This window comes from Rathayibacter sp. PhB152, from assembly GCF_003751395.1.
GTDB classification, from domain to species: domain Bacteria; phylum Actinomycetota; class Actinomycetes; order Actinomycetales; family Microbacteriaceae; genus Rathayibacter; species Rathayibacter festucae.
This window is the reverse complement of the sequence record NZ_RJUT01000002.1, coordinates 343,983-365,421: the sequence shown is the minus strand read 5'-3', so window position 1 is coordinate 365,421 and position 21,439 is coordinate 343,983. Positions and strand designations below refer to the sequence as shown.

The window sequence follows — 21,439 nt, the reverse complement described above, 5'->3', positions numbered from 1 at the left end:
CGGTCCGTCCGCGCCGGGGCGCGTGTCCGCCGCGCGCCGACGTCCGCCTAGGGTGGAGGCGGTCGCAGCGAGCGGCCGCGAAGGGTTCCTCATGAAGATCAGCCAGCTGCGTCACTTCGTGGCCGTCGCCGAGGAGCTCCACTTCGTGCGCGCCGCCGAGAAGCTCGGCATCTCCCGCCAGAAGCTCGACTCCTCCGTCGCCGCCGTCGAGCTCGACCTCGGCCGCCCGCTCTTCGAGCCGGGCGCCGCCGCCACGACCCTCACCGCCGCCGGTCGCCAGCGCCTCGCCTCGGCCCGCGAGGAGCTCGCCGCCCTCGGCGACGAGCCGGAGGAGGCCCCCAAGTCCGGCGGCAAGGCCAAGGCCTCGAAGGGCACCGGCCGCGCGCCCGTCGTCAAGGGCCAGCCCAAGCCCTACAAGCGCCGCCAGTCCCGCTGACCCGAGGTCTCGCGAGGTTCTCCTGTGGGCCCTACCGGGCTCGAACCGATGACATCCACGGTGTAAACGTGGCGCTCTACCAACTGAGCTAAAGGCCCCCGTCGCGGCCGGGCCGCGGACGATCGGGATCGATCCTACGACACGGCTCGCACCGCTACTCTCGGCGCATGGCGGACACGGACGACACCCGCGCGAGACGCCGGGCCGAGAGCCGCTGGCCGGCCTCCGCCGCGATCCTCGTGGCCGTGGTGCTCAACCTCGTCGGACACGATCCCGGCACCTCGGTCGTCCGGATCGCCGCGGCGGTTCTGACGCTCGCGCTGCTGATCCCGCTGTTCGTGGTCAACCCGCGGCGCCTGGACACCGAGACCCGCTGGTCCCGTGGAGTGTCGATCGCCCTCGCGGTCGTGCTCGCCGCGGCGAACCAGATCAACGTCGTCCGGGTCGTGATCGACCTCGTCGACGGTTCGGCCGACGGCCCGCTGCTGCTGCTCACCGCGCTGCAGGTCTGGGTGACGAACGTCGTCGCCTACGCGCTGATCTACTGGGAGCTCGACCGCGGCGGCCCCGTCTCCCGCGGCACGCTCGAGCGCTCGCAGCTGCCGCCCGCCGACTTCGCCTTCCCGCAGGACACCTACCGCGACACCGTCGCCGAGGTGGCGGTCGGCTCCTCCGAGAAGGCCGACTGGCGCCCCGGCTTCGTCGACTACCTCTACCTGTCGACGACGAACACGATGGCGTTCAGCCCCACCGACACGATGCCGCTCTCCAGCCGGGTGAAGCTCCTGATGGCCCTCGAGGGCTTCACCGGCTTCGTCCTGCTGGCCCTGGTCATCTCCCGAGCCGTCAACATCCTCAACTGACGCCCTGGCGAGTGCACCCCTGCTCCCCTCCCGCGAGATGCCACTTGTGCACGCGACACGCCGTGAGAGGCGGTCACAAGTGGCATCTCGCGGAGAGCGTCAGGCGTGGGCCGGAGTGAGCGCGTCGATCGCGGCGCGGTAGTCGTCCATCGAGCGGGCCTCGCCGGGCGCCGTGATGAAGGTGTCGCGGATGACGCCCTCCTTGTCGATGAGGAAGGTCGCGCGCGTCGCGTAGCCCTTGCCCTCGAGGAAGACGCCGTACTGCTTGGCGACGTCGCCGTGCGGCCAGAAGTCGGAGAGCAGCGTGAAGTCGTAGCCCTGCTTCTCGCCCCAGGCGCGCAGGGTGTGCTTGGAGTCGACGGAGATGCCGATCAGCTCGACCTCCGCGTGCTCGAACAGCGAGAGGTTCTCGCGCAGTGCGCAGAACTCGCCCGTGCAGGTGCCGGAGAAGGCGAGGGGGAAGAAGACGAGGGCGACGTTGCGCCGCCCGTGGAAGTCGCCGAGCTGGATGCGCTCGCCGTACTGGTTCGCGAGTTCGAAGTCGGGAGCCAGCGTGAGCTTCTCGAGAGCCATCGGACGATGTCCTTCCATGCGCACGAATGTCGCGCGAGCACGAGGGGCAATGCTAGACCCGCTCCGGCCGTCCACCAAGGAGGAGCCGACCAGCGGTCGGGAACGAGGCCGCTGGACGCGCTGCCGCTGGAGAAATCCCACAGTGCCCTGTGCGGTTCCGTCGTGGATCGCCACACATGACCGGAATCGCTAGGCTTGCACGGGTGCCCGCGCGCTCCTCGTCATCCGAGGGTCCTGCGCGCGGATCCGCACCGCTTCATGAGAGTGATGTCTCGGGCACGATCTGCCCCCAGAGAGAGGTCGAGGGTGACTGTTAACGATCAGGACCCGTATTCCGTCGGACACGTCGACTCGGATCCCGAGGAAACGTCGGAGTGGAACGAGTCGCTGGACGCGCTCGTCGAGGAGCGGGGTGCGGGTCGCGGACGCGACGTCATGCTCAGCCTCCTCAAGCGCTCCAAGGAGCTGCACCTCGGCGTTCCGATGGTGCCGACGACGGACTACATCAACACCATCGCGGCCGAGAACGAGCCGGACTTCCCCGGCGACGAGGACGTCGAGCGCCGCTACCGCGCGTGGATCCGCTGGAACGCGGCCATCCTCGTGCACCGCGCGCAGCGCCCCGGCATCGGCGTCGGCGGGCACATCTCGACCTACGCGTCGAGCGCCTCGCTGTACGAGGTCGGCTTCAACCACTTCTTCCGCGGCCAGGACCACCCGGGCGGCGGAGACCAGATCTTCATCCAGGGCCACGCCTCCCCCGGCCCCTACGCCCGCGCCTTCCTCGAGGGACGCCTCAGCGAGCACCAGCTCGACGGCTTCCGACAGGAGAAGTCGCACCAGGGCGGCGGGCTCTCCAGCTACCCGCACCCGCGCCTCATGCCGGAGTTCTGGCAGTTCCCGACCGTGTCGATGGGCCTCGGCCCGATCAACGCGATCTACCAGGCGCAGGCGAACAAGTACCTCACCAACCGCGGCATCAAGGACGCCTCCGACCAGCAGGTCTGGGCGTTCCTCGGCGACGGCGAGATGGACGAGGTCGAGTCGCGCGGTCAGCTCCAGGTCGCCGCGAACGACGGCCTCGACAACCTCAACTTCATCATCAACTGCAACCTGCAGCGCCTCGACGGCCCGGTCCGCGGCAACGGCAAGATCGTCCAGGAGCTGGAGTCGTTCTTCCGCGGCGCCGGCTGGAACGTCATCAAGCTCATCTGGGGCCGCGAGTGGGACGACCTGCTCGCCCGCGACACCGAGGGCGCGCTGCTCGACCTGATGAACAAGACGCCCGACGGCGACTTCCAGACCTTCAAGACCGAGGACGGCGCCTACGTCCGCGAGAACTTCTTCGGCCGCGACGAGCGCGCCAAGAAGCTCGTCGAGGACTACAGCGACGAGCAGATCTGGGGCCTGCGCCGCGGTGGTCACGACTACCGCAAGATCTACGCCGCCATGAAGGCCGCGACGGAGCACAAGGGCCAGCCGACCGTCATCCTCGCGCACACCATCAAGGGCTACGGTCTCGGCCGCAGCTTCGAGGGCCGCAACGCGACCCACCAGATGAAGAAGATGACGCTGGACAACCTGAAGGGCTTCCGCGACACCATGCGGATCCCGATCACGGATGCGCAGCTCGAGGAGAACCCCTACCTCCCGCCGTACTACCACCCCGGTCAGGGCGACGAGGCGATCGAGTACATGCAGGAGCGCCGCCGCGCGCTCGGCGGCTACCTGCCCGAGCGCCGGTCGAAGTACACGCAGCTCTCGCTGCCGGACGACTCGGCCTACAAGATCGGCAAGAAGGGCTCCGGGACGCAGGAGATCGCCACCACCATGGCGTTCGTCCGCATCCTGAAGGACATCCTGCGCTCGAAGGACTTCGGCAACCGCGTCGTCCCGATCATCCCCGACGAGGCCCGCACCTTCGGCATGGACGCGTTCTTCCCGAACGCGAAGATCTACAACCCGCGCGGCCAGCACTACACGTCGGTCGACCGCGAGCTGCTCCTGGCCTACAAGGAGAGCCCGCAGGGTCAGATCCTGCACGTCGGCATCAACGAGGCGGGCGCCCTCGCGGCGTTCACCGCGGTCGGCACCTCGTACTCGACGCAGGGCGAGCCGCTCATCCCGGTCTACGTCTTCTACTCGATGTTCGGCTTCCAGCGCACGGCCGACGCGATCTGGGCGGCGGGCGACATGATGGCCCGCGGCTTCATGATCGCGGCGACCGCCGGTCGCACCACGCTGACCGGTGAGGGCCTCCAGCACGCGGACGGCCACTCGCCGATCCTCGCCGCCACCAACCCGGCCGTCGTCAGCTACGACCCGGCGTACAGCTACGAGATCGCACACATCGTGCAGTCCGGTCTCGAGCGGATGTACGGCGGGAAGCACCCGGACCCGAACGTCATGTACTACGTGACGGTCTACAACGAGCCGATCGTGCACCCGAAGGAGCCCGAGGACGTGGACGTGGACGGCATCGTCCGCGGCATCCACCGCGTCTCCTGGGGCCAGTGGGACGGCCCGAAGGCCCAGCTGCTCGCGTCCGGCGTCGCCGTGCCGTGGGCGATCGAGGCGCAGAAGCTCCTCGCCGAGGACTGGGGAGTGTCGGCCGACGTCTGGTCGGTCACCTCCTGGAACGAGCTGCGGCGCGACGGCATCAACTCCGAGCACCACAACTTCCTCTACCCCGAGGACGAGGCGCAGGTGCCCTACGTCACGCAGAAGCTCGCCGACGCGAAGGGTCCCTTCGTCGCCGTGTCGGACTTCTCGCACCAGGTCCCGGACCAGCTGCGGCAGTTCATCCCGGGCGACTTCGCGACGCTCGGAGCGGACGACTTCGGCTTCTCGGACACCCGCGCCGCCGCACGTCGCCACTTCAAGATCGACGGACCGTCGGTCGTGGTGCGCACGCTGCAGCTGCTCGCCAAGCGCGGCGAGGTCGACCCCTCGCTCTCCGCCCAGGCGATCCAGAAGTACAGCCTCCACGACGTGAACGCCGGCACCACCGGCAACGCCGGCGGCGATAACTGACGGACGGCTCGGTGCTCTCCTCCGACGACGCGCAGTCGACGACGCGGGGAACCGCCCCTTCCGCGGAGCGTCCGGCCACCCGGCCGGGCGCTCCGCGCACGAAGGAGCAGACCCTCGCGTGGCTGCGGACCCTCTCGGGCGAGCTGTCCACGCAGACCATCAAGAAGCTCGAGGACACGCTGCCCTGGTACGGCAGCATGCCCCCGGGCCGCCGCTCCGCGGTGGGCATGGTCGCGCAGGCCGGCATCACCTCGTTCATCTCCTGGTTCGACGACCCCTCGGCGACGCCGTGGATCGCCGCCGACGTCTTCGGAGCGGCTCCCCGCGAGCTGCTCCGCTCCGTCTCGCTGACCCAGACCCTCCAGCTGATCAAGGTCACCGTCGAGGTCGTCGAGGAGCGGATCACCAACCGCGGCGAGGACCTGCGCGAGGCGATCCTGCTCTACTCGCGCGAGATCGCCTTCGCCGCCGCCGACGTCTACGCCAGGGCGGCGGAGGCGCGCGGCCTCTGGGACGCCCGTCTCGAGGCCCTCGTCGTCGACTCGATCCTCACGGGCGAGGCCGACGACGAGCTGCCGAGCCGGATCGCGGCCCTCGGCTGGCACGGCCACGGCGAGGTCGCGGTGCTCGTGGGCACCGCGCCGAAGATGCTCGACGTCGATCAGCTCCGCCGCACCGCCCGGCACATGAGCGCCGACGTGCTGATCGGCGTGCAGGGCAGCCGGCTCGTGCTGGTGATCGGCCGCGCCGAGCCGAGCGAGAACGCGACGGAGGAGACCGGCCCGCCGGTCGCCTTCCTCGAGATCGCGAACGCGCTCGAGCCGGGCTTCGGCTCCGGGCACCTGGTCCTCGGCCACGAGGTGCCGACGCTGGTCGAGGCCTCGCGCAGTGCCCGCGCCGCGCTGGCCGGCTTCGCGGTCGCGCGTTCCTGGCGCAACGCCCCGCGGCCGGTGAACGCCGACGACCTGCTGCCCGAGCGCGCCCTCGCGGGCGATCCCCTGGCCCGGCAGAGCCTGATCACCCAGATCTACAAGCCGCTGCAGAAGCACTCGACCGAGCTGCTCACCACGCTGTGGGCGTACCTCGACAACGGCCGCTCGCTCGAGGCGACGGCCCGCGAGCTCTTCGTGCACCCCAACACCGTCCGCTACCGCCTGAAGCGCGTGGCGGAGGTGATCGGCTGGGACGCGACGGGCGCGCGCGAGGCGCTCATCCTCCAGTCGGCCCTCATCCTCGGCTCGATGAGCGACCCGGACGGGGCGGTCCGCCGCCGTCCGACGCGCAAGTGAGCCGCACCCCTCCTCGCAGACCGTTGTAGAACCGCCACAAGCTCTTTGTGGTTTGTCAGTACCTCAGAGCGCCGCACGAACCGGCGCGGATCGGAAGACTGAAAGCGTGATCGTCGTCGTCGCCCCGGGTCAGGGCTCCCAGACCCCCGGATTCCTCGAGCCGTGGCTCGCCGTCCCCTCGGTGGCCGAGCAGGTCGCCGCGCACTCGGAGGCGGTCGGCATCGACCTGGCCGCCCATGGCACCGTCTCGGACGCGGACACGATCCGCGACACCGCGGTCGCCCAGCCGCTGATCGTCTCCGCCGGGCTCGTCAGCCTGGCCGCGTTGCTCGAGGGCGGCCGCCGCGAGCGCATCGCGGGCATCGCCGGCCACTCGGTCGGCGAGATCACCGCCGCGGCCGGGGCGGGAGTCCTCTCCGAGCCCGACGCACTCGTCTTCGTCCGCGAGCGCGCCCGCGCCATGGCCGCCGCGGCCGCCGCGACCCCCACCGCGATGAGCGCCGTCCTCGGCGGCGACGAGGAGGCGCTCCTCGCCCGCCTCGACGAGCTCGGCCTCGAGCCGGCCAACTACAACGGCGGCGGCCAGATCGTCGTCGCCGGCGCGGTCGACGCCCTGCAGGCGCTGAAGGACGAGCCGCTCCGCGGCACCCGCGTCGTCCCGCTCCAGGTCGCCGGCGCCTTCCACACCCGCTACATGGCGCCCGCCCGCGACTCCCTCGCCGACGTCGCCGCCTCGATCACGCCGGCCGACCCGACGCTGCGCCTCTGGACGAACAACGACGGCACGGTCGTCGACTCCGGCGCCCGCTTCCTCGAGCTGCTCGTCGGCCAGGTCGCCTCGCCCGTCCGCTGGGACCTCTGCATGGCGGCCTTCGCCGAGGCGGGCGTCACCGGCCTGATCGAGCTGGCCCCCGCCGGCGCCCTCGTCGGCCTCGCCAAGCGCGGCCTCAAGGGACTCCCGACCCTCGCGATCAAGACCCCCGACGACCTCGACGCCGCCCGCGCCTTCATCGACGAGCACGCCGCCTAGCAGGAGAGACCCATGACGACCCCTTCCCTCACCCAGTCCAGCGGCAGCCAGTACACCCGCATCCTCGGCATCGGCGCGGCCCGCGGCGACCTCGTCGTCCCCAACGACGACCTCGTCGGCCCGATCAACTCCTCCGACGAGTGGATCCGCCAGCGCACCGGCATCGTCGAGCGCCGCCGCGCCTCGTCCGAGATCCAGGCCGTCGACCTCGCGACGACCGCCTCGCTCGAGGCGATCGAGAAGGCCGGGATCCGCGCCGACCAGATCGGCCTCGTGCTGGTCTCCACCATCAGCAACACCGTGCAGACCCCGTCGCTGGCGGCGCTCCTCGCCGACCGGATCGGCGCGAACCCGGCACCCGCCTACGACATCTCCGCCGCCTGTGCCGGCTACACCTACGGCATCGCCCAGGCCGACTCGTTCGTCCGCTCCGGCCTCGCCGAGTACGTCCTCGTCGTCGGCGCCGAGAAGCTCTCCGACATCGTGAAGTCGACCGACCGCAGCATCTCCTTCCTCCTCGGCGACGGCGCCGGCGCCGCGATCGTCGGCCCGAGCGACACCGCCGGCATCTCGAAGACCGTCTGGGGCTCCGACGGCTCCAAGTGGGACACCGTCGGGATGGACAACCCGCTCGCCGCCTACCGCGACGGCGTCGCGGAGTGGCCGACGCTGCGCCAGGACGGCCCCTCCGTCTTCCGCTGGGCGGTCTGGGAGATGGCCAAGGTCGCCAAGCAGGCGCTGGCCGAGGCGGGCGTCGCGCCCGAGGACCTCGCCGCCTTCATCCCGCACCAGGCGAACATGCGCATCATCGACGAGCTCGCGAAGCAGCTGAAGCTGCCCGAGACCGTGACCATCGGCCGCGACATCGAGACGACCGGCAACACCTCGGCCGCCTCCATCCCGCTCGCGACCCACCGCCTGCTCGAGGAGCACCCCGAGCTCAGCGGCGGACTCGCCCTGCAGATCGGCTTCGGCGCCGGACTCGTCTTCGGCGCGCAGGTCGTGGTGCTCCCTTAGGGGGCGCAGGCCCACCCCTAAACTGACCTACGGTCACACGACGAACACCTCGATCTCGACGTACACCGAGTCGAAACACCCTGATCGAACACCCCTCAAGGAGAGAACCATGGCACTGTCCAACGAAGAAGTCCTCGCCGGCCTGGCCGAACTGGTCAACGACGAGACGGGCATCGCGACCGATTCCGTCGAGATGGAGAAGTCGTTCACCGACGACCTCGACATCGACTCCATCTCGATGATGACCATCGTCGTCAACGCCGAGGAGAAGTTCGACGTGAAGATCCCGGACGACGAGGTCAAGAACCTCAAGACGGTCGGCGACGCGGTCACCTTCATCGTCAAGGCCTCCGCGTAACCAGCGCCCCGCGCACCCCGTCCACGCGGCGGACACCCCGGCCAGGGCTCCGAGCCCGGCCGGGGTGCGCCCGGCACCCACCCGTCACGGAACAGAGATCGTCGTCATGAGTCCCAAGAAAATCGTCGTCACCGGCATCGGAGCCAGCACGCCCCTCGGCGGCACCGCTCGCGAGTCCTGGAACGCCCTTCTCGCGGGCGAGTCCGGCGTCAGCACGATCCAGGCCGACTGGGTGACCGAGCTCGAGCTCCCCGTCACCTTCGCCGCCCAGGCCAAGGTGCGCCCGGAGGAGGTCCTCCCCCGGCCCGAGGCCAAGCGCCTCGACCCCTCCAGCCAGTTCGCCCTGATCTCCGCCCGCGAGGCCTGGGCCGACTCCGGCATCACCGACGTCGACCCGCTGCGCGTCGGCGTCGACTACTCCACCGGCATCGGCGGACTCTGGACCCTCATCGACGCGTGGGACACCCTCCGCGAACGCGGTCCCCGCCGCGTCCTCCCGATGACCATCCCCATGCTCATGCCCAACGCCGCCGCGGCCGCGATCAGCATGTCGATCCCCTCCCGCGCCTACGCCCGCACCGACGTGTCGGCCTGCGCCTCCAGCACCGAGGCGATCGCCAACGCCTACGAGCACCTCCAGCGCGGCCTCGCCGACGTCGTCATCGCCGGCGGCACCGAGTCGGTCGTCCACCCGCTCCCCCTCGCCGCCTTCGCCTCGATGCAGGCCCTCTCGCGCCGCAACGACGATCCGGCCACCGCCTCCCGCCCCTATGACGTCTCCCGCGACGGCTTCGTCCTCGGCGAGGGCGCCGCCACTCTCGTCCTCGAGACCGAGGAGCACGCCCTCGCCCGCGGCGCCCGCATCTACGCCGAGCTCGCCGGCGGCGCCGTCACCAGCGACTCGTACCACATCACCGCCCCCGACCCCGAGGGCTCCGCCGCCGCCCGCGCCATGATCGAGGCCCTCGAGCAGGCCGGCGCCGCCCGTACCGACGTCACCCACGTCAACGCCCACGCAACCAGCACCCCCGTCGGCGACATCGCCGAGTACCGCGCCCTCGCCCGCGTGTTCGGCGACCACCTCCCGAACATCGCCGTCTCCGCCACCAAGGCCGCCACCGGCCACCTCCTCGGCGGAACCGGCGCCCTCGAGGCGATCTTCACCGTCCTCGCCCTGCACGAGCGCACCGCCCCGCCCACCATCAACCTCACCGAGCAGGACCCGCAGATCCCCCTCGACGTGGTCACCAGCCCGCGCGACCTCGGAGCCGGGCCCCTCGTCGCCCTCTCCAACTCGTTCGGGTTCGGGGGGCACAATGCTGTTGCCGCGTTCCGGTCGGTGTAACGGGGCATAGCCCCGTCACCCCGACCGGAACGCGGGCTGCGCCGCTCCCTGCGCGGCGCAGGCGCGTCCGCTCCCTAGGTGGTTGCGGATCGCAGGGCCGGTGCGGTGCGGCGACGGCGATCCGCTGGAACGCGGATCGCCGGATACGCCTCGTGCCGCGAGGGTGGTCGTTCACCGCGAGCCCCCGCCCACAGTTCCGGGAACAGGACCGCATCGCCTGCGGCTCGCTCCGCCCGACACTCGCTGCGACACTCCGGGTGAGGTGACCGCATCGCCTGCGGCTCGCTCCGTCCGACACCCCCGCCAGCACTCGACCATGCTGGTCGAGTAGCCCCGCAGGGGCGTATCGAGGCCCACCGTCCTCAACCTTCGTTCGTGCGGTGGTGGATCTCGATACGCCCGCTGCGCGGACTACTCGATCAGCATGCAGTTCGCGGCTCGATGGCGAGGAAGAGGACGCTGCAGCGCCCCCTTCATGCTGGTCGAGTAGCCCCGCAGGGGCGTATCGAGACCCACCGTCACCAGCAGGGCGGGTCTGCAGACTCGTCCTTCTGACGCCGGTGGATCTCGATACGCCCGCTCCGCGAGCTACTCGATCAGCATGCACTGCGCCGACGCATTCGCGTGCAGTGCAGTGCCGCAGACTGCCGAAGCGCGTCTCGCGAGCCGAAGATTCCCCCACTCCGTCCGAGAGTCGCGCGCACCGTGTTGCCGCGCGCTCCGAGGCGTATCCGGCGATTCGCGTGCGAGCGAATCGCCGTCGCCGCACGCAAGACGCTCTGCAGATCGCGACCACCCGCCTAGCCGACTGCGCTGCGCCGCGCGGGGAGCGGCGCAGAAATGGGCACCGCCAGCTCAGCCGACGCTGTGCATCCAGATGACCCGCGCGAAGTCGCTCGCGGCGCGGAACGGCTCGAGCTCGTCCTCCCAGGCCTGGCCGAGGGCGAGGCGCAGCTCACGGTGCAGCTCGATGGGGTCGGCTCCGGCGCTCTCCATGGCGGAGCGGATGCGGTCCTCGGGGACGACGGTGTTGCCGGCGCTGTCGGTCTGGGCGTAGAAGACGCCCAGCTCGGGAGTGTGCATCCAGCGGCCGCCGTCGACGCCCGGAGAGGGGTCCTCGGTCACCTCGTAGCGGACGTCGGCCCAGCCGCGGAGCGCGGAGGCGATCGCCGCGCCGGTGCCGACCGGTCCCTCCCAGGCGTACTCGGTGCGCTGGGCGCCGCGCTGCACCGGCTGCTCGATCCAGTCGAAGTTCACGGCACGGCCGAGAGCGCGACCTGCTCCCCATTCCAGATGGGGGCAGAGCGCGCGGGGGGCGGAGTGCACGAAGAGCACACCCCGAGTCTGTTGCGTCACCACGCTGTCCTCCGTCCGTCCTGGTGCGTCTTCCCCAACGACCTGGACCACGAGCGACGTGCAGTGCCTTCTTGTGCGGTGGACGAGCCACCAGTCGAGATTATGCAGGACCCTCCGCGCCACGACAAGGCGCCTCGCCGCTCCCGCCGCCGGGTCGCGCAGATCCCCTGCCTATACTCGGGAAAGTCCGCCCGAACCGCGGCGTCGCCCGGCTCCGGGCCCGCGACCCGCTCGAGAGGAGCCCCGTGTCGGTCCGCGACGGTCTGCTCGCCCTTCTCACCCTCGGTCCCGCCTACGGTCTGCAGCTGCACGCCGAGCTGCTCGATCGGGCGGCCCACCGTCGCCGGGTCAACGTCGGGCAGATCTACTCCACGCTCGACCGGCTCCGCGAACGCGGCCTCGTCGCGGCGGCGGGATCGACGGAGGACGGACTCCCCCTGCACGCGCTCACCGACGAGGGCCGCGCCGAGGCGCTCGCCTGGCTGAGCGGCGAGGGCGCTTCCGCCGAGGAGGACTGGGACGACGTGCTCGACCGCATCCTCCTCGCCTCCAGCCTCTCCGACGCCGACCTCGACGCGGTCCTCGACGCCTACGCGAGCACGCTCCCGGAGGAGCAGGAGGCGCTGGACGAGCACCCGCAGCGGCGCCTCGCAGCACGGGCGGTGCTGGTGCGCGACGACGCACTGCGCCGGCTCCTCGACGCCGCCCGGGAGGAGCTCGTCGGGGCCGGCGACGGAGCGGCCGTCCGCGGCTACGCCCTCGAGCGGCCCCGGCGGGGGCGCAAGGCGGCGGCGCGGGACGACGCCGCGACCGAGGGGCCGATCGGCGCACAGAACGACCGGCACGAGACAGGCGCGGGCGCCGTCGCCTAGGGTGGGGGCTATGATCCGTTCGCCTCTCGGCCTCCGCGTGTCCACCTCCGCGCGCCGACGGCTCGTCGCAGCCGGAGCGGGCACGGTCCTCGTCCTCTGCGCCGCCCTCGCCGCACCGATGGCGGCCTCCGCCTACGACCCGGCCGACTACCCGTCCTGGTCGGACGTCGAGGCCGCGAAGTCGAGCGAGAGCGCGACGGCCGCCGAGGTCGACCGCATCACCGCGATCCTCGCCGACCTGCGTGACCAGGCCGCCGTTCTCACCGACGCCGCCATCTCCCGTGCCGCCGAGGCCGACGCCGCGCAGAGCGCGCTCGACGAGGCCACCCAGCGCGTGACGGCTCTCGAGGAGCGCGCCGCCGCCGCCCGTGCCGACGCGGACGCCGCGAAGGAGCAGGCCGGTCGCCTCGCCGCCCAGCTGTACCGCAACGGCGGAACCGACGCGACGCTGAACCTCCTCGTCGGCGGCGAGCAGTCGGACCAGCTGCTCTACCGCCTCGGCACCATGAGCCAGCTCACCCTGCAGACCAGCCGCCTCCAGGACGACGCCGAGACGACCGAGAACGCCGCCGCCTCCCTCGCCGAGCAGGCGGAGCAGGCGCGCACGGAGCGGCTCTCCCTCGTCAGCGCCGCGCAGGACGCGCTCGCCACGGCGCAGGCGGCGCAGTCCGAGGCCGATGCGAAGGTCGCCGACCAGGAGCAGTACAGCGCCGGGCTCTACGAGCAGCTCGCCTCGCTCAAGAACACCACGGCCGCGCTCGAGGAGGAGTTCGCCACCGGTCAGGAGGCGAAGGCCGCGTTCGAGGAGCAGGAGCGCCTCTCCCGCCTCGCCGCCGAGGCGGAGGCGCGTCGCCAGCAGACGGCGAAGGCGCCGTCCGCGCCCTCCGCCCCAGCACCGGCGGCGCCCGCGGCCCCGTCGACAGACGGAGGCGGCGGCCCGGTCGAGCTCGGCGACGACGACGCGTCCGGCAAGGACAGCAGCGCGAAGACCATCGCCGCGCTCGGCACCTACGCCGGCCGGACCGACGGCATGTCGCCGGCGCAGGCGCAGAACTACGCGCGCTCCGTCATGGGCGTCCACGGCTGGGGCCAGGACCAGGCCGACAGCTGCCTCATCCCGCTCTGGAACGGCGAGTCGGGCTGGCGCTGGAACGCGCTGAACCGCTCCTCGGGCGCCTACGGCATCCCGCAGGCGCTGCCGGCGAGCAAGATGGCCACCTACGGCGCGGACTACCAGACCAACGCCGCGACCCAGATCGACTGGGGTCTGGCCTACATCTCCGACCGCTACGGCTCGCCGTGCGCGGCCTGGTCGGCCTGGAACAACCGCTCGCCGCACTGGTACTGAGCCGCCGCACCGGAGCCTCGGTCGGGCAGTCGCGTCACTTCGCCTCGTCGTAGGCGTCGACGATCGCGACGGTGACCGGGAAGTCGATGTCCTGATCGCCGAACAGCGCCCGCCCCGCGCGCACCGCGGCCTCGCGCACGACCGCGGCGACCCGCTCCGCCTCCTCCGCGGGCGCGTGCACGATCACCTCGTCGTGCAGGAAGTAGACGAGGTGCGCGAGAGCGCCCTCCGCGCGCAGCCGGGCCCGCAGCTCGCCCATCCAGCAGAGTGCCCACTCGGCGGCCGTGCCCTGCACGACGAAGTTGCGGGTGAAGCGCCCCCAGTCGCGGGCGCGCTGACCACCGGCGTCGACGTCGCCGGGCGGTGAGCTGCGTCCGAGCCGGGTCGACACCCGCTCGCCCCGCTCGCCGGCGCGGGCGGCCGCCTCGACGTGCGCGACGGAGAGCGGGTACGCGCGCGTGAGTCGCGGGAGCAGCCGCCCGGCCTCGCCGCTGGTCGCCCCGTACATCGCGCCGAGCATCGCCACCTTGGCCCGCGGTCGGTCCGGGACGACGCCCGCGTCAACGATGCCCTGGTAGAGGTCCTTGCCCCGACCCGCGGCGGCCATCACGGAGTCGCCCGCCAGCGCGGCGAGGATGCGCGGCTCCAGCTGTGCCGCATCGGCGACCACCAGCTTCCAGCCCGCGTCGGCGGTCACTGCGGCGCGGATCTGACGCGGCAGCTGCAGCGCTCCCCCGCCCGACGTCGCCCAGCGGCCGGTGACGACGCCGCCGACGACGTACTCGGGCCGGAAGCGCCCGTCGTGCACCCAGGCGTCGAGCCAGGCCCAGCCGTTGGCGGTCAGCAGGCGCGAGAGCTTCTTGTACTCCAGCAGCGGCGGGATCACCGGATGCTCGATCGAGGTCAGCTCCCAGGAGCGGGTCGACTCGACCGTGAGTCCGGCGCGGCGGAGCGCGCGCAGGAGGTCCGCCGGCGAGTCGGGGTTCAGCTCGGGCGCGTCCAGCTCGCGGCGGATGTCGTCGGCCAGGGCCTCGAGGCGGGCCGGCCGGCCGCCGAAGCGCGGACGCGGGCCGAGCAGGTCGGTGAGGACGCGGTCGTGGACGTCGGCGCGCCATGGCAGCCCGGCCGCGGCGATCTCGCGGGCGATCAGCGCACCGACCGACTCCGCGGCGAGCAGGAGCCGAAGGCGCCCGCCCTGCGCGGCCGCTGCCACCGCCTCCTCCTGCCGGGCGAGCTCGACCAGCGGGTCCAGCTCGTCCGACTCTGCGGGCGCCTCCTCGAAGCCGAGCAGCGTGTCGCCGGCGACCGGGGCGGCGGCCCCGGCGTCCCAGGCGTCGGGAGCCGAGCGGGCGAGCGGCGAGCGCGCCGTCTGCTCCGAACGGCGGAGGATCGCCCGGGCGAGGCGGAGATCGTGGCAGCGCGCGATGTGCACGCCCTCGGCCAGGAGCGCCGGGTACCAGCGGGCGGTGTCGTCCCAGACCCAGCGCGGCCGCTCCGCCTCCCGCTCGCGGACGAAGGCGGCCAGCTCGACCGGACCGCGCCCGCCGCCGGCCTCGGCCCCCGAGCCGTCCGCGACGACCGCCCGCCACTCCCCCGTGGGGCCACCGGTGAGCGCGAGGAGCATCCGGCCATTCTCCTCCGCGGCGGCGCGCGCTCGGACGACGGCCTCGACCGCCGGACTCACGGCGCGGGCGCCCCGGCCGGCCTCGACGCCGGGTAGCCCGGGAACGGCTTCTCCTGCGCGGTCAGCGGCTGATGCGCCCACAGCGTGGCTGCGATCGTCTCCATCGACCGCGAGTAGCCCACCAGCGTCCGCTTGCCCGGCTCCGCGGCCCAGGTGACCGCCCGGAACCAGCTCTCGCGGTAGGGCCCCGTCTCGATCCGCCGGATCAGCCCGATCCGCCCGGTCCGCATCGCGTCCACCATCACCCACTCGTCGGGCCCGCTGCTGCGCAGCATCTGGAGGGGACTCCACTCGATCATCTCGCCTCCTGCCCGGTCGATCCGCTGCCGTGGCGAGCACGGGCGCCGCGGCGTACACTCGCAGACTATCGAACACATGTTCGAACGGCCAGTCGAGTCCGGCGGGTCGAGCGGAGCAGGCGGGAGCACCCACGATGGCGGTGATCGACGAGACGGCGATGGTCGCGACCGACGGCGACGGAGTGCCCGTCGCGCTCGAATGGCGCGGCGCCAGCTACCGGGTGAGCGACCGTCCGACGGTCTGGACGCGCACCAGCGACTGGTGGGCGCCGCTCGACGGCTTCCCGCCGACGTTCGGCGGCGTGCCGGTCAGCATCGGCGGCTGGCGCTTCCAGGCGACCGATCTCGAGACGGGCGGAGCGTTCGTGCTCGACGTCGTCGCCTCGACGGATCCGTGCTGGAGCGTGGTGCGGTGCTACGAGTGAGGGCGGGCGGGTGCGACCCCGGACCCCTCTCCTTGCTGTCGGACCGCTACTTGCTGTCCGACCAGGGCGCCTTCGTCATGGCGACCAGAGCCGCGACTCCGGAGACGAGGCCGACACCGGCGATGGCGGCTACGACGAGCCAGAGCACGAGTTCCATAGGGCCAGTCTACCGAGTGCGTCGAGCCCCCGTTCCATCGCCCGGCTCTGCAATAGCGTGAGCGGAATGACCGACTCCCCCACGCGCGCGAGCGTCGGACTGCGCTCCGAGCGCGGTCCGATCCTCCTGGCGCTGATGATCTCGACCGCGCTGGTCGCCCTCGACGCGACCATCCTCTCCACCGCGGTGCCCTCGATCGTCGCGGACCTCGGCGGCTTCGAGCAGTTCCCCTGGCTGTTCTCGATCTATCTCCTCGCCCAGGCGGTCTCCGTCCCCCTCTACGGCAAGCTCTCCGACGTGATCGGGCGGAAGCCCATCATGCTGATCGGGATCGGCCTCTTCCTCGTCGGCTCGCTGCTCTGCGGCCTGGCCTGGAGCATGCCCGCGCTGATCGCCTTCCGCGCCCTGCAGGGCCTCGGCGCCGGGGCCATCCAGCCGATGGGCATCACCATCGCCGGCGACATCTACACGGTCGCCGAGCGGGCGAAGACCCAGGGCTACCTCGCCAGCGTCTGGGGCATCTCCTCGGTCGTCGGCCCCACTCTCGGCGGCGTGCTCTCGGACCTGGGCGCCTGGCGCTGGATCTTCCTGGTCAACATCCCGCTCTGCCTGCTCGCGGCCTTCCTGCTGATCCGCAGCTTCCGCGAGACCACCCGCGGCGAGCGCACCCCGCTCGACCTCGCGGGCGCCTCGGTGCTCGCCGTCGGCACCGCGCTGCTGATCCTCGGCCTGCTCGAGGGCGGCAACGCCTGGCCCTGGCTCTCGCCCGCGGGCGTCGGCGTCTTCGTCGTCGCGGCTCTCGCCTTCGCCGGCTTCGTCGCCATCGAGCGCCGGGCGGTCGCCCCGGTGCTGCCGCTCTGGGTGCTCACGCGGCGGGTGCTGCTCTCGACGAGTCTCGTCTCGGTGACGGTCGGCGCGATCACGCTCGGCGTCACCTCCTACTTCCCGACCTTCGCGCAGGGCGTCCTCGGCAGCTCCGCCCTCGGCGCCGGCTTCGCGGTCGCCGCGATGACGATCGGCTGGCCGGTCGCGGCGAGCCTCTCCGGCAGGCTCTACCTGCGGATCGGCTTCCGCCGCACGGCCTTCCTCGGCGCGGCGCTGGTCACCGTCGGCACCGGGCTGACGATCCTCCTCGGGGCCTCGTCGAGCCTGTGGGAGATCGCGGGCTTCTGCGTGCTGATCGGCGCCGGGATGGGCCTGGTCGCGACGCCGACCCTCATCCGCGCGCAGGCGAGCGTCGAGTGGAACGAGCGCGGCGTCGTGTCCTCGACGAACTTCTTCGCCCGCAACATCGGCAGCGCGATCGCCGTCGCGGTGTTCGGCGCGATCGTCAACGCCCAGGCCGGCGGCGGGGATCCGACGCCCGAGGGCCTCGCGGCCGGCACCCGCTTCGTCTGCATCGCGCTGACGGTCCTCGCCGTCGGCATGCTCTTCGCGGTCCGCGCGATGCCGAAGGACGACCCGCGGCCGGCCGAGGCCTCGGCCGCGACCTCCGCGGAGTCCTAGCGCGGAGCCCGGCGGGCGGCGGAGAGGGCCCTCAGCCGCTCCACGTGCCGGCGCCGGGTGCGGTGGATCCAGCGCTGCACCGGGTCGCCGAGCCCGGGGTGCCGGCGCAGCGTGTGCAGGGCGCGGTCGAGGCGCCGCACCATGTCGGCCGCGGCACCGAACGGTCGCGCCGAGATGCCGACCTCCAGGTGGCGGTCGTAGACGATCCGGTGGCGCAGCCCCAGATGCACGCTGATCTCGACGTCGTCGTGCACGTAGGGGTCGTCGCGATGCATCTCCCCCGCGATCTCCTGCCAGGCCGAGCGGCGGACGGCGCAGTTCGAGCCGAAGAGCGGCCAGTTGGCCAGCGCGGAGCCCATCAGCACGAAGTACGCGTCCATGTAGACGATCCGGGCGAGGGTCCGCGCGACCGGGCCGAGCTCGACGAACCGGCCGGGGCCGGTCACCGCGCCGACGCCCGGGTCGGCGAAGTGCGCGGCGATCCGCGCGAGCCAGTGCCGGTCGGGCTGAGAGTCGGCGTCCAGCCGGGCGAGCACGTCGCCCTCCGCCTCGTCGAAGCCGTGCGCCGTGCTGGCCGGGATGCCGGTCCCGCCGTGCACGATCACCCGGGCGCCCGCCGCACGGGCGATGTCCGCGCTGTCGTCGGTGCTGCCGTCGTCGACGACGACGATCTCGAAGGGGGCGAGGGTCTGCTCGGCCAGGAGGGCGAGCAGCCGCTCGAGGTGCCGGGCGTCGTCCTTGACGGGGACGACGACGGAGATGCGTCGGGAGTCCATCAGGACAGTCAACTCGATCCGGGCCGCCGCCCGGGCATCCGCCACGCCCGCGACCGCGGTGACCGGCGTGTCAAGCGTCTGCCGGCCGGGCGACGCCGGTGCTGGGATCGAGATCGAGGAGGCGCGCCGCCTCCTCGGAACAGGAGACGTCATGACCCAGGGACCCCGCGACTTCCGCCCCACCCGCGCCGTCGTCACCGCCTCGGACTCCGGCATCGGCCGGGCCGCCGCCGTCGCCCTCGCCGAGGCCGGCATGGACGTCGGCATCACCTGGCACAGCGACGAGCAGGGCGCCCTTGAGACCGCGGAGGAGGTGCGCTCGCACGGCCGTCGCGCCGAGGTCGCCCACCTCGACGCGACCGAGCTCGACAGGGTCGGCGACGTGATCGACGACCTGTCGCAGCGCCTCGGCGGACTCGACGTCTTCGTCAACAACGCGGGCGGGGGCGGGGGCGAGCCCTTCCTCGAGCAGAGCCTGAACAGCTGGCGCGAGGTCGTCGCGCTGAACCTCGACGGAGCGTTCGTCGGCCTCCAGCGCGCCGGCCGCATCATGGTCGCGCAGGGCACCGGCGGCCGGCTGATCGGCGTCACCAGCGTGCACGAGCACCAGCCCCGCGTCGGCGCGAGCGCCTACGTCGCCGCCAAGCACGGACTCGGCGGGCTGCTGAAGGTCGCCGCCCTCGAGCTCGGCCGCTACGGGATCACCGCCAACGCGGTGGCACCGGGTGAGATCGCGACCCCGATGAACGACGCGGAGGACGTGGATCCGCATGGCATCGACCGCCCGGGCATCCCGCTCGGCCGTCCCGGCGACGCGCGCGAGATCGCGGCCGTGATCGCCCTCCTCGCCTCGCCCGCGGGCGCCTACATCACTGGAGCGTCCTACGCAGTCGACGGCGGAATGTTGCAGATGGGGCCGCAGGCCGGCTCGCACCTGCTACAGGACGACTGGCGGGACGCCTGACCGGCCGACCGCTCCGAACAGCTGACGGCACTCCCGGCCTCTCCGACTCAAGTCCGGCTCGCAGAAACAGCTCCGGCTCGCCGGAACAGCCGGATTCCACGAGCCGGAGCCGACTCCACGAGCCGAAGCTCAAGACCACCGACCTTCGGCTCGCAGAAACAGCCCCGGCTCGCCGGAACAGCCGGATTCCACGAGCCGAAGCCGACTCCACGAGCCGAAGCTCACGACCACCGACCTTCGGCTCGCAGAAACAGCTCGGGCTCGCCGCAATAGCCGGATTCCACGAGCCGGAGCCGACTCCACGAGCCGAAGCTCACGACCACCGAACTCCGGCTCGCAGAAACAACCCCGGCTCGCCGGAACAGCCGGATTCCACGAGCCGAAGCCGACACCACGAGCCGAAGCCCACGACCACCCACCTCCGGCTCGCAGAAACAACCCCGGCTCGCTGGAACTGCTCGAATACGCAAGCCGGGGTCGAGATCACGAGCCGAAGCTGACGACCACCGACCTCCGGCTCGCGGAATCAGCTCCGGCTCGCCGGAACAGCCGGAATCCACGAGCCGGCGTCGAGATGACGAGCCGAAGCTCACGACCACGGACCCCTACCGATCTCCGGCTCGCAGAAACACCCTCGGCTCGCCGGAACAGCCGGATCCGTGAGCCGGAGCCGATCGCCCGAGCCGCCCGACCGGTACTCTCGAAGAGGTGCTCCGGCGGGCGGGGCGCTCGGACCGAGGGTGCAGGTGACGCGCGTGTGGTTCCGCCGTCGACGCAGGTTCAAGATGGAGCCGTACGACCCGGACGAGAACCCGTCGCGCGAGCCCGTCTCGGTCGAGGAGGCCGCGGAAGAGGGCCTGCTGCTCGCCCAGTACGCGAGCCGGATGGCCGTGAAGAACCGCGTGCTGATGGACGGACTGGCCGAGGGCGTCCCCTTCGACGTCCGGCACTACTCCGTCATCGCCGCCGCCGAGCTGGAGAAGCTCGCCGACGAGTCGGAGGCGGCGGCCGAGCGCCTGCGCGCCATCGCCGCGGACGCGACCCTGGTCGGCGGCCGCTCCGACCACGTGCACGACTACCGCTCCGCCGACATCGACAATCTCGACCACCGCGAGCGGCTCTCGCTCGCGGTCGCCGACTCCCTGCGCCACCGCGCACGGGACGAGCAGTACCTGGCCTCGCTCGTCGACGACGCCCGGCAGGACGCCTGGCGCGAGCTGTCGCAGTCGATCGAGGAGACCCTCGACCGCGCGCCGCTGATCGACGCGGACGACGAGGAGTATCAGCGAGACCGCTCGGTGCGGATGGCGCTCGTCGTCGTCGACGACCTGGCGAAGCTCGCGGCCGAGCGCGGAGTCGCGCTCGAGGAATGAGGCGGGCTCTCACGGTCGGCGCGAGTCACCGGATCAGAAGATGACGTCGGTCAGCGCAAGGGGCGATCAGGCCCAGCCGGCCCGGAACGACTCAGTCGCCTCGGACGAGCGCTCGCGCACGGCCTCGAGCAGCTCGACCATCGAGGTGCTGCGCAGGAACGCGAGCCGGTCGAGCTCGGTGACGGGAGCGACTCCCGCGAGCTGCCAGGCGTGCGCGGCCGGGTCCTCGGCCAGCTCGACGACGGCGCCGTAGCGCTGCTCGACGAACTCGCTCGCAACCGCCAGCGCCGTCCGCACCGCGGACTCGGCGGAGCGCAGCAGCTCCTCGTGCTCGGGCGCCCACTCCAGCGGCGCGACGGGACGCACCTCGGCCTTCGGGTACGGATCGTCGTCGTACCAGCGGACGACCTCGAAGCGGTTCTCGCCGACGCTGTCGATGGTGACGAACGACTCGGCGCCGTCGATGTTCAGGATGCGCGCGACCGTGCCGATCGGGAAGCGCTGATCGCCGCCGCCGACCTCCTGCCCGCGCTCGATGAGGACGACGCCGAACGAGAGCGTGTCGTCCTCGAGCACGTCGCCGAGCATCCGCAGATACCGCGGCTCGAACAGCCGGAGCGGGAGCGGCATGTGCGGCAGCAGCACGGAGCCGAGCGGGAACATCGGGAGGTCAGGCACGAGAACAGCGAACCACGTCGTGCGGAGACCGGCCACTACGGGCTTCCGGGCGGCGGA

20 protein-coding genes and 1 tRNA gene are annotated in these 21,439 nt (G+C 72.0%); 14 read left to right on the top strand and 7 right to left on the bottom strand.

The features are described from left to right. Positions 1-91 precede the first annotated feature (91 nt). On the top strand, positions 92-436 hold the full coding sequence (locus EDF36_RS05105; RefSeq protein ID WP_123732136.1) for a LysR family transcriptional regulator: 345 nt from the start codon (positions 92-94) through the stop codon (positions 434-436). Between the two features lie 25 nt (positions 437-461). Here EDF36_RS05105 and EDF36_RS05100 read toward each other — a convergent pair. Continuing rightward, positions 462-534: transfer RNA gene (locus EDF36_RS05100), tRNA-Val, on the bottom strand. A gap of 69 nt (positions 535-603) precedes the next feature. On the opposite strand from EDF36_RS05100, the gene EDF36_RS05095 reads away from it, so the two are divergent. Continuing rightward, positions 604-1,299 carry a DUF1345 domain-containing protein gene (locus EDF36_RS05095; RefSeq protein WP_123732135.1) on the top strand — a complete coding sequence of 232 codons (696 nt, stop codon included), beginning with the start codon at positions 604-606 and terminating at the stop codon, positions 1,297-1,299. Between the two features lie 99 nt (positions 1,300-1,398). On the opposite strand, the gene EDF36_RS05090 is transcribed toward EDF36_RS05095, so the two are convergent. Beyond that, on the bottom strand, positions 1,399-1,872 hold the full coding sequence (locus EDF36_RS05090; protein WP_123445665.1) for a peroxiredoxin: 474 nt from the start codon (positions 1,870-1,872) through the stop codon (positions 1,399-1,401). A gap of 306 nt (positions 1,873-2,178) precedes the next feature. On the opposite strand from EDF36_RS05090, the gene aceE reads away from it, so the two are divergent. The 6 genes from aceE to EDF36_RS05060 all read left to right on the top strand — a co-directional run bounded on the left by aceE (position 2,179) and on the right by EDF36_RS05060 (position 9,944). Next, positions 2,179-4,905 carry a pyruvate dehydrogenase (acetyl-transferring), homodimeric type gene (gene aceE / locus EDF36_RS05085; RefSeq protein ID WP_123732134.1) on the top strand — a complete coding sequence of 909 codons (2,727 nt, stop codon included), beginning with the start codon at positions 2,179-2,181 and terminating at the stop codon, positions 4,903-4,905. A 122-nt stretch (positions 4,906-5,027) separates the two neighbouring features. After that, entirely contained in the window at positions 5,028-6,194 is a 1,167-nt protein-coding gene (locus EDF36_RS05080) for a CdaR family transcriptional regulator (RefSeq protein ID WP_173232301.1), read from the top strand. A 106-nt stretch (positions 6,195-6,300) separates the two neighbouring features. Next, positions 6,301-7,224, top strand: a complete 924-nt coding sequence (locus tag EDF36_RS05075) for an ACP S-malonyltransferase (RefSeq protein ID WP_123732132.1) — start codon at positions 6,301-6,303, stop codon at positions 7,222-7,224. A 12-nt stretch (positions 7,225-7,236) separates the two neighbouring features. After that, positions 7,237-8,241: a beta-ketoacyl-ACP synthase III gene (locus EDF36_RS05070; RefSeq protein WP_123445661.1), complete on the top strand. Its 1,005-nt coding sequence runs from the start codon at positions 7,237-7,239 to the stop codon at positions 8,239-8,241. 109 nt (positions 8,242-8,350) lie between these two features. Then, a complete protein-coding gene (locus EDF36_RS05065; protein ID WP_123445660.1) occupies positions 8,351-8,599 on the top strand; it encodes an acyl carrier protein in 249 nt (82 codons plus the stop codon). Between the two features lie 106 nt (positions 8,600-8,705). Continuing rightward, positions 8,706-9,944 (top strand): beta-ketoacyl synthase, encoded by a 1,239-nt coding sequence (locus tag EDF36_RS05060; RefSeq protein ID WP_123732131.1) that lies wholly within the window; start codon positions 8,706-8,708, stop codon positions 9,942-9,944. Between the two features lie 855 nt (positions 9,945-10,799). Here EDF36_RS05060 and EDF36_RS05055 read toward each other — a convergent pair. Next, complete coding sequence (locus tag EDF36_RS05055) at positions 10,800-11,303, bottom strand: DUF3145 domain-containing protein (protein ID WP_243581736.1); 504 nt, start codon at positions 11,301-11,303, stop codon at positions 10,800-10,802. 242 nt (positions 11,304-11,545) lie between these two features. Here EDF36_RS05055 and EDF36_RS05050 point away from each other — a divergent pair, with 242 nt between their 5' ends. After that, entirely contained in the window at positions 11,546-12,172 is a 627-nt protein-coding gene (locus tag EDF36_RS05050) for a PadR family transcriptional regulator (RefSeq protein WP_148059124.1), read from the top strand. Between the two features lie 10 nt (positions 12,173-12,182). After that, positions 12,183-13,520 carry a hypothetical protein gene (locus EDF36_RS05045; protein ID WP_123732130.1) on the top strand — a complete coding sequence of 446 codons (1,338 nt, stop codon included), beginning with the start codon at positions 12,183-12,185 and terminating at the stop codon, positions 13,518-13,520. Between the two features lie 34 nt (positions 13,521-13,554). Here the strand turns inward: EDF36_RS05045 and EDF36_RS05040 are convergent, their stop codons facing one another. Together EDF36_RS05040 and EDF36_RS05035 are read right to left on the bottom strand one after the other, a co-directional pair. Next, positions 13,555-15,144 carry a bifunctional 3'-5' exonuclease/DNA polymerase gene (locus EDF36_RS05040; RefSeq protein ID WP_123732427.1) on the bottom strand — a complete coding sequence of 530 codons (1,590 nt, stop codon included), beginning with the start codon at positions 15,142-15,144 and terminating at the stop codon, positions 13,555-13,557. 56 nt (positions 15,145-15,200) lie between these two features. Continuing rightward, complete coding sequence (locus EDF36_RS05035; RefSeq protein WP_123445655.1) at positions 15,201-15,503, bottom strand: hypothetical protein; 303 nt, start codon at positions 15,501-15,503, stop codon at positions 15,201-15,203. A 134-nt stretch (positions 15,504-15,637) separates the two neighbouring features. Here EDF36_RS05035 and EDF36_RS05030 point away from each other — a divergent pair, with 134 nt between their 5' ends. Further along, complete coding sequence (locus tag EDF36_RS05030) at positions 15,638-15,928, top strand: hypothetical protein (protein WP_123445654.1); 291 nt, start codon at positions 15,638-15,640, stop codon at positions 15,926-15,928. Between the two features lie 223 nt (positions 15,929-16,151). Further along, entirely contained in the window at positions 16,152-17,591 is a 1,440-nt protein-coding gene (locus EDF36_RS05025) for an MDR family MFS transporter (protein WP_123732129.1), read from the top strand. Here the strand turns inward: EDF36_RS05025 and EDF36_RS05020 are convergent. Further along, positions 17,588-18,367, bottom strand: a complete 780-nt coding sequence (locus EDF36_RS05020) for a glycosyltransferase family 2 protein (protein WP_123703149.1) — start codon at positions 18,365-18,367, stop codon at positions 17,588-17,590. The two genes, EDF36_RS05025 and EDF36_RS05020, sit on opposite strands and share 4 nt — an antisense overlap. 151 nt (positions 18,368-18,518) lie before the next feature. On the opposite strand from EDF36_RS05020, the gene EDF36_RS05015 reads away from it, so the two are divergent. Both EDF36_RS05015 and EDF36_RS05010 read left to right on the top strand, forming a co-directional pair. Next, the gene (locus EDF36_RS05015) at positions 18,519-19,331 is read left to right on the top strand and encodes an SDR family oxidoreductase (RefSeq protein ID WP_123732128.1); all 813 of its coding nucleotides are present in this window, start codon (positions 18,519-18,521) and stop codon (positions 19,329-19,331) included. Between the two features lie 785 nt (positions 19,332-20,116). Next, positions 20,117-20,704, top strand: coding sequence for a hypothetical protein (locus EDF36_RS05010; RefSeq protein WP_123445650.1), 588 nt, complete (start codon positions 20,117-20,119; stop codon positions 20,702-20,704). 66 nt (positions 20,705-20,770) lie between these two features. Here EDF36_RS05010 and EDF36_RS05005 read toward each other — a convergent pair whose 3' ends face one another. Continuing rightward, the gene (locus EDF36_RS05005) at positions 20,771-21,382 is read right to left on the bottom strand and encodes an LON peptidase substrate-binding domain-containing protein (RefSeq protein ID WP_243581747.1); all 612 of its coding nucleotides are present in this window, start codon (positions 21,380-21,382) and stop codon (positions 20,771-20,773) included. Between the last annotated feature and the right edge of the window lie 57 nt (positions 21,383-21,439).

Bases quoted from the DNA above. Each gene is read 5' to 3' on its own strand.
- EDF36_RS05030 (WP_123445654.1), top strand. From the start codon at position 15,638: ATGGCGGTGATCGACGAGACGGCGATGGTCGCGACCGACGGCGACGGA.
- EDF36_RS05020 (WP_123703149.1), bottom strand. From the start codon at position 18,367: ATGGACTCCCGACGCATCTCCGTCGTCGTCCCCGTCAAGGACGACGCC.
- EDF36_RS05060 (WP_123732131.1), top strand. From the start codon at position 8,706: ATGAGTCCCAAGAAAATCGTCGTCACCGGCATCGGAGCCAGCACGCCC.
- EDF36_RS05105 (WP_123732136.1), top strand. From the start codon at position 92: ATGAAGATCAGCCAGCTGCGTCACTTCGTGGCCGTCGCCGAGGAGCTC.
- EDF36_RS05065 (WP_123445660.1), top strand. From the start codon at position 8,351: ATGGCACTGTCCAACGAAGAAGTCCTCGCCGGCCTGGCCGAACTGGTC.
- EDF36_RS05090 (WP_123445665.1), bottom strand. From the start codon at position 1,872: ATGGCTCTCGAGAAGCTCACGCTGGCTCCCGACTTCGAACTCGCGAAC.
- EDF36_RS05095 (WP_123732135.1), top strand. From the start codon at position 604: ATGGCGGACACGGACGACACCCGCGCGAGACGCCGGGCCGAGAGCCGC.
- EDF36_RS05015 (WP_123732128.1), top strand. From the start codon at position 18,519: ATGACCCAGGGACCCCGCGACTTCCGCCCCACCCGCGCCGTCGTCACC.
- EDF36_RS05035 (WP_123445655.1), bottom strand. From the start codon at position 15,503: ATGATCGAGTGGAGTCCCCTCCAGATGCTGCGCAGCAGCGGGCCCGAC.
- EDF36_RS05045 (WP_123732130.1), top strand. From the start codon at position 12,183: ATGATCCGTTCGCCTCTCGGCCTCCGCGTGTCCACCTCCGCGCGCCGA.
- EDF36_RS05040 (WP_123732427.1), bottom strand. From the start codon at position 15,144: ATGCTCCTCGCGCTCACCGGTGGCCCCACGGGGGAGTGGCGGGCGGTC.
- EDF36_RS05010 (WP_123445650.1), top strand. From the start codon at position 20,117: ATGGAGCCGTACGACCCGGACGAGAACCCGTCGCGCGAGCCCGTCTCG.
- EDF36_RS05070 (WP_123445661.1), top strand. From the start codon at position 7,237: ATGACGACCCCTTCCCTCACCCAGTCCAGCGGCAGCCAGTACACCCGC.
- EDF36_RS05025 (WP_123732129.1), top strand. From the start codon at position 16,152: ATGACCGACTCCCCCACGCGCGCGAGCGTCGGACTGCGCTCCGAGCGC.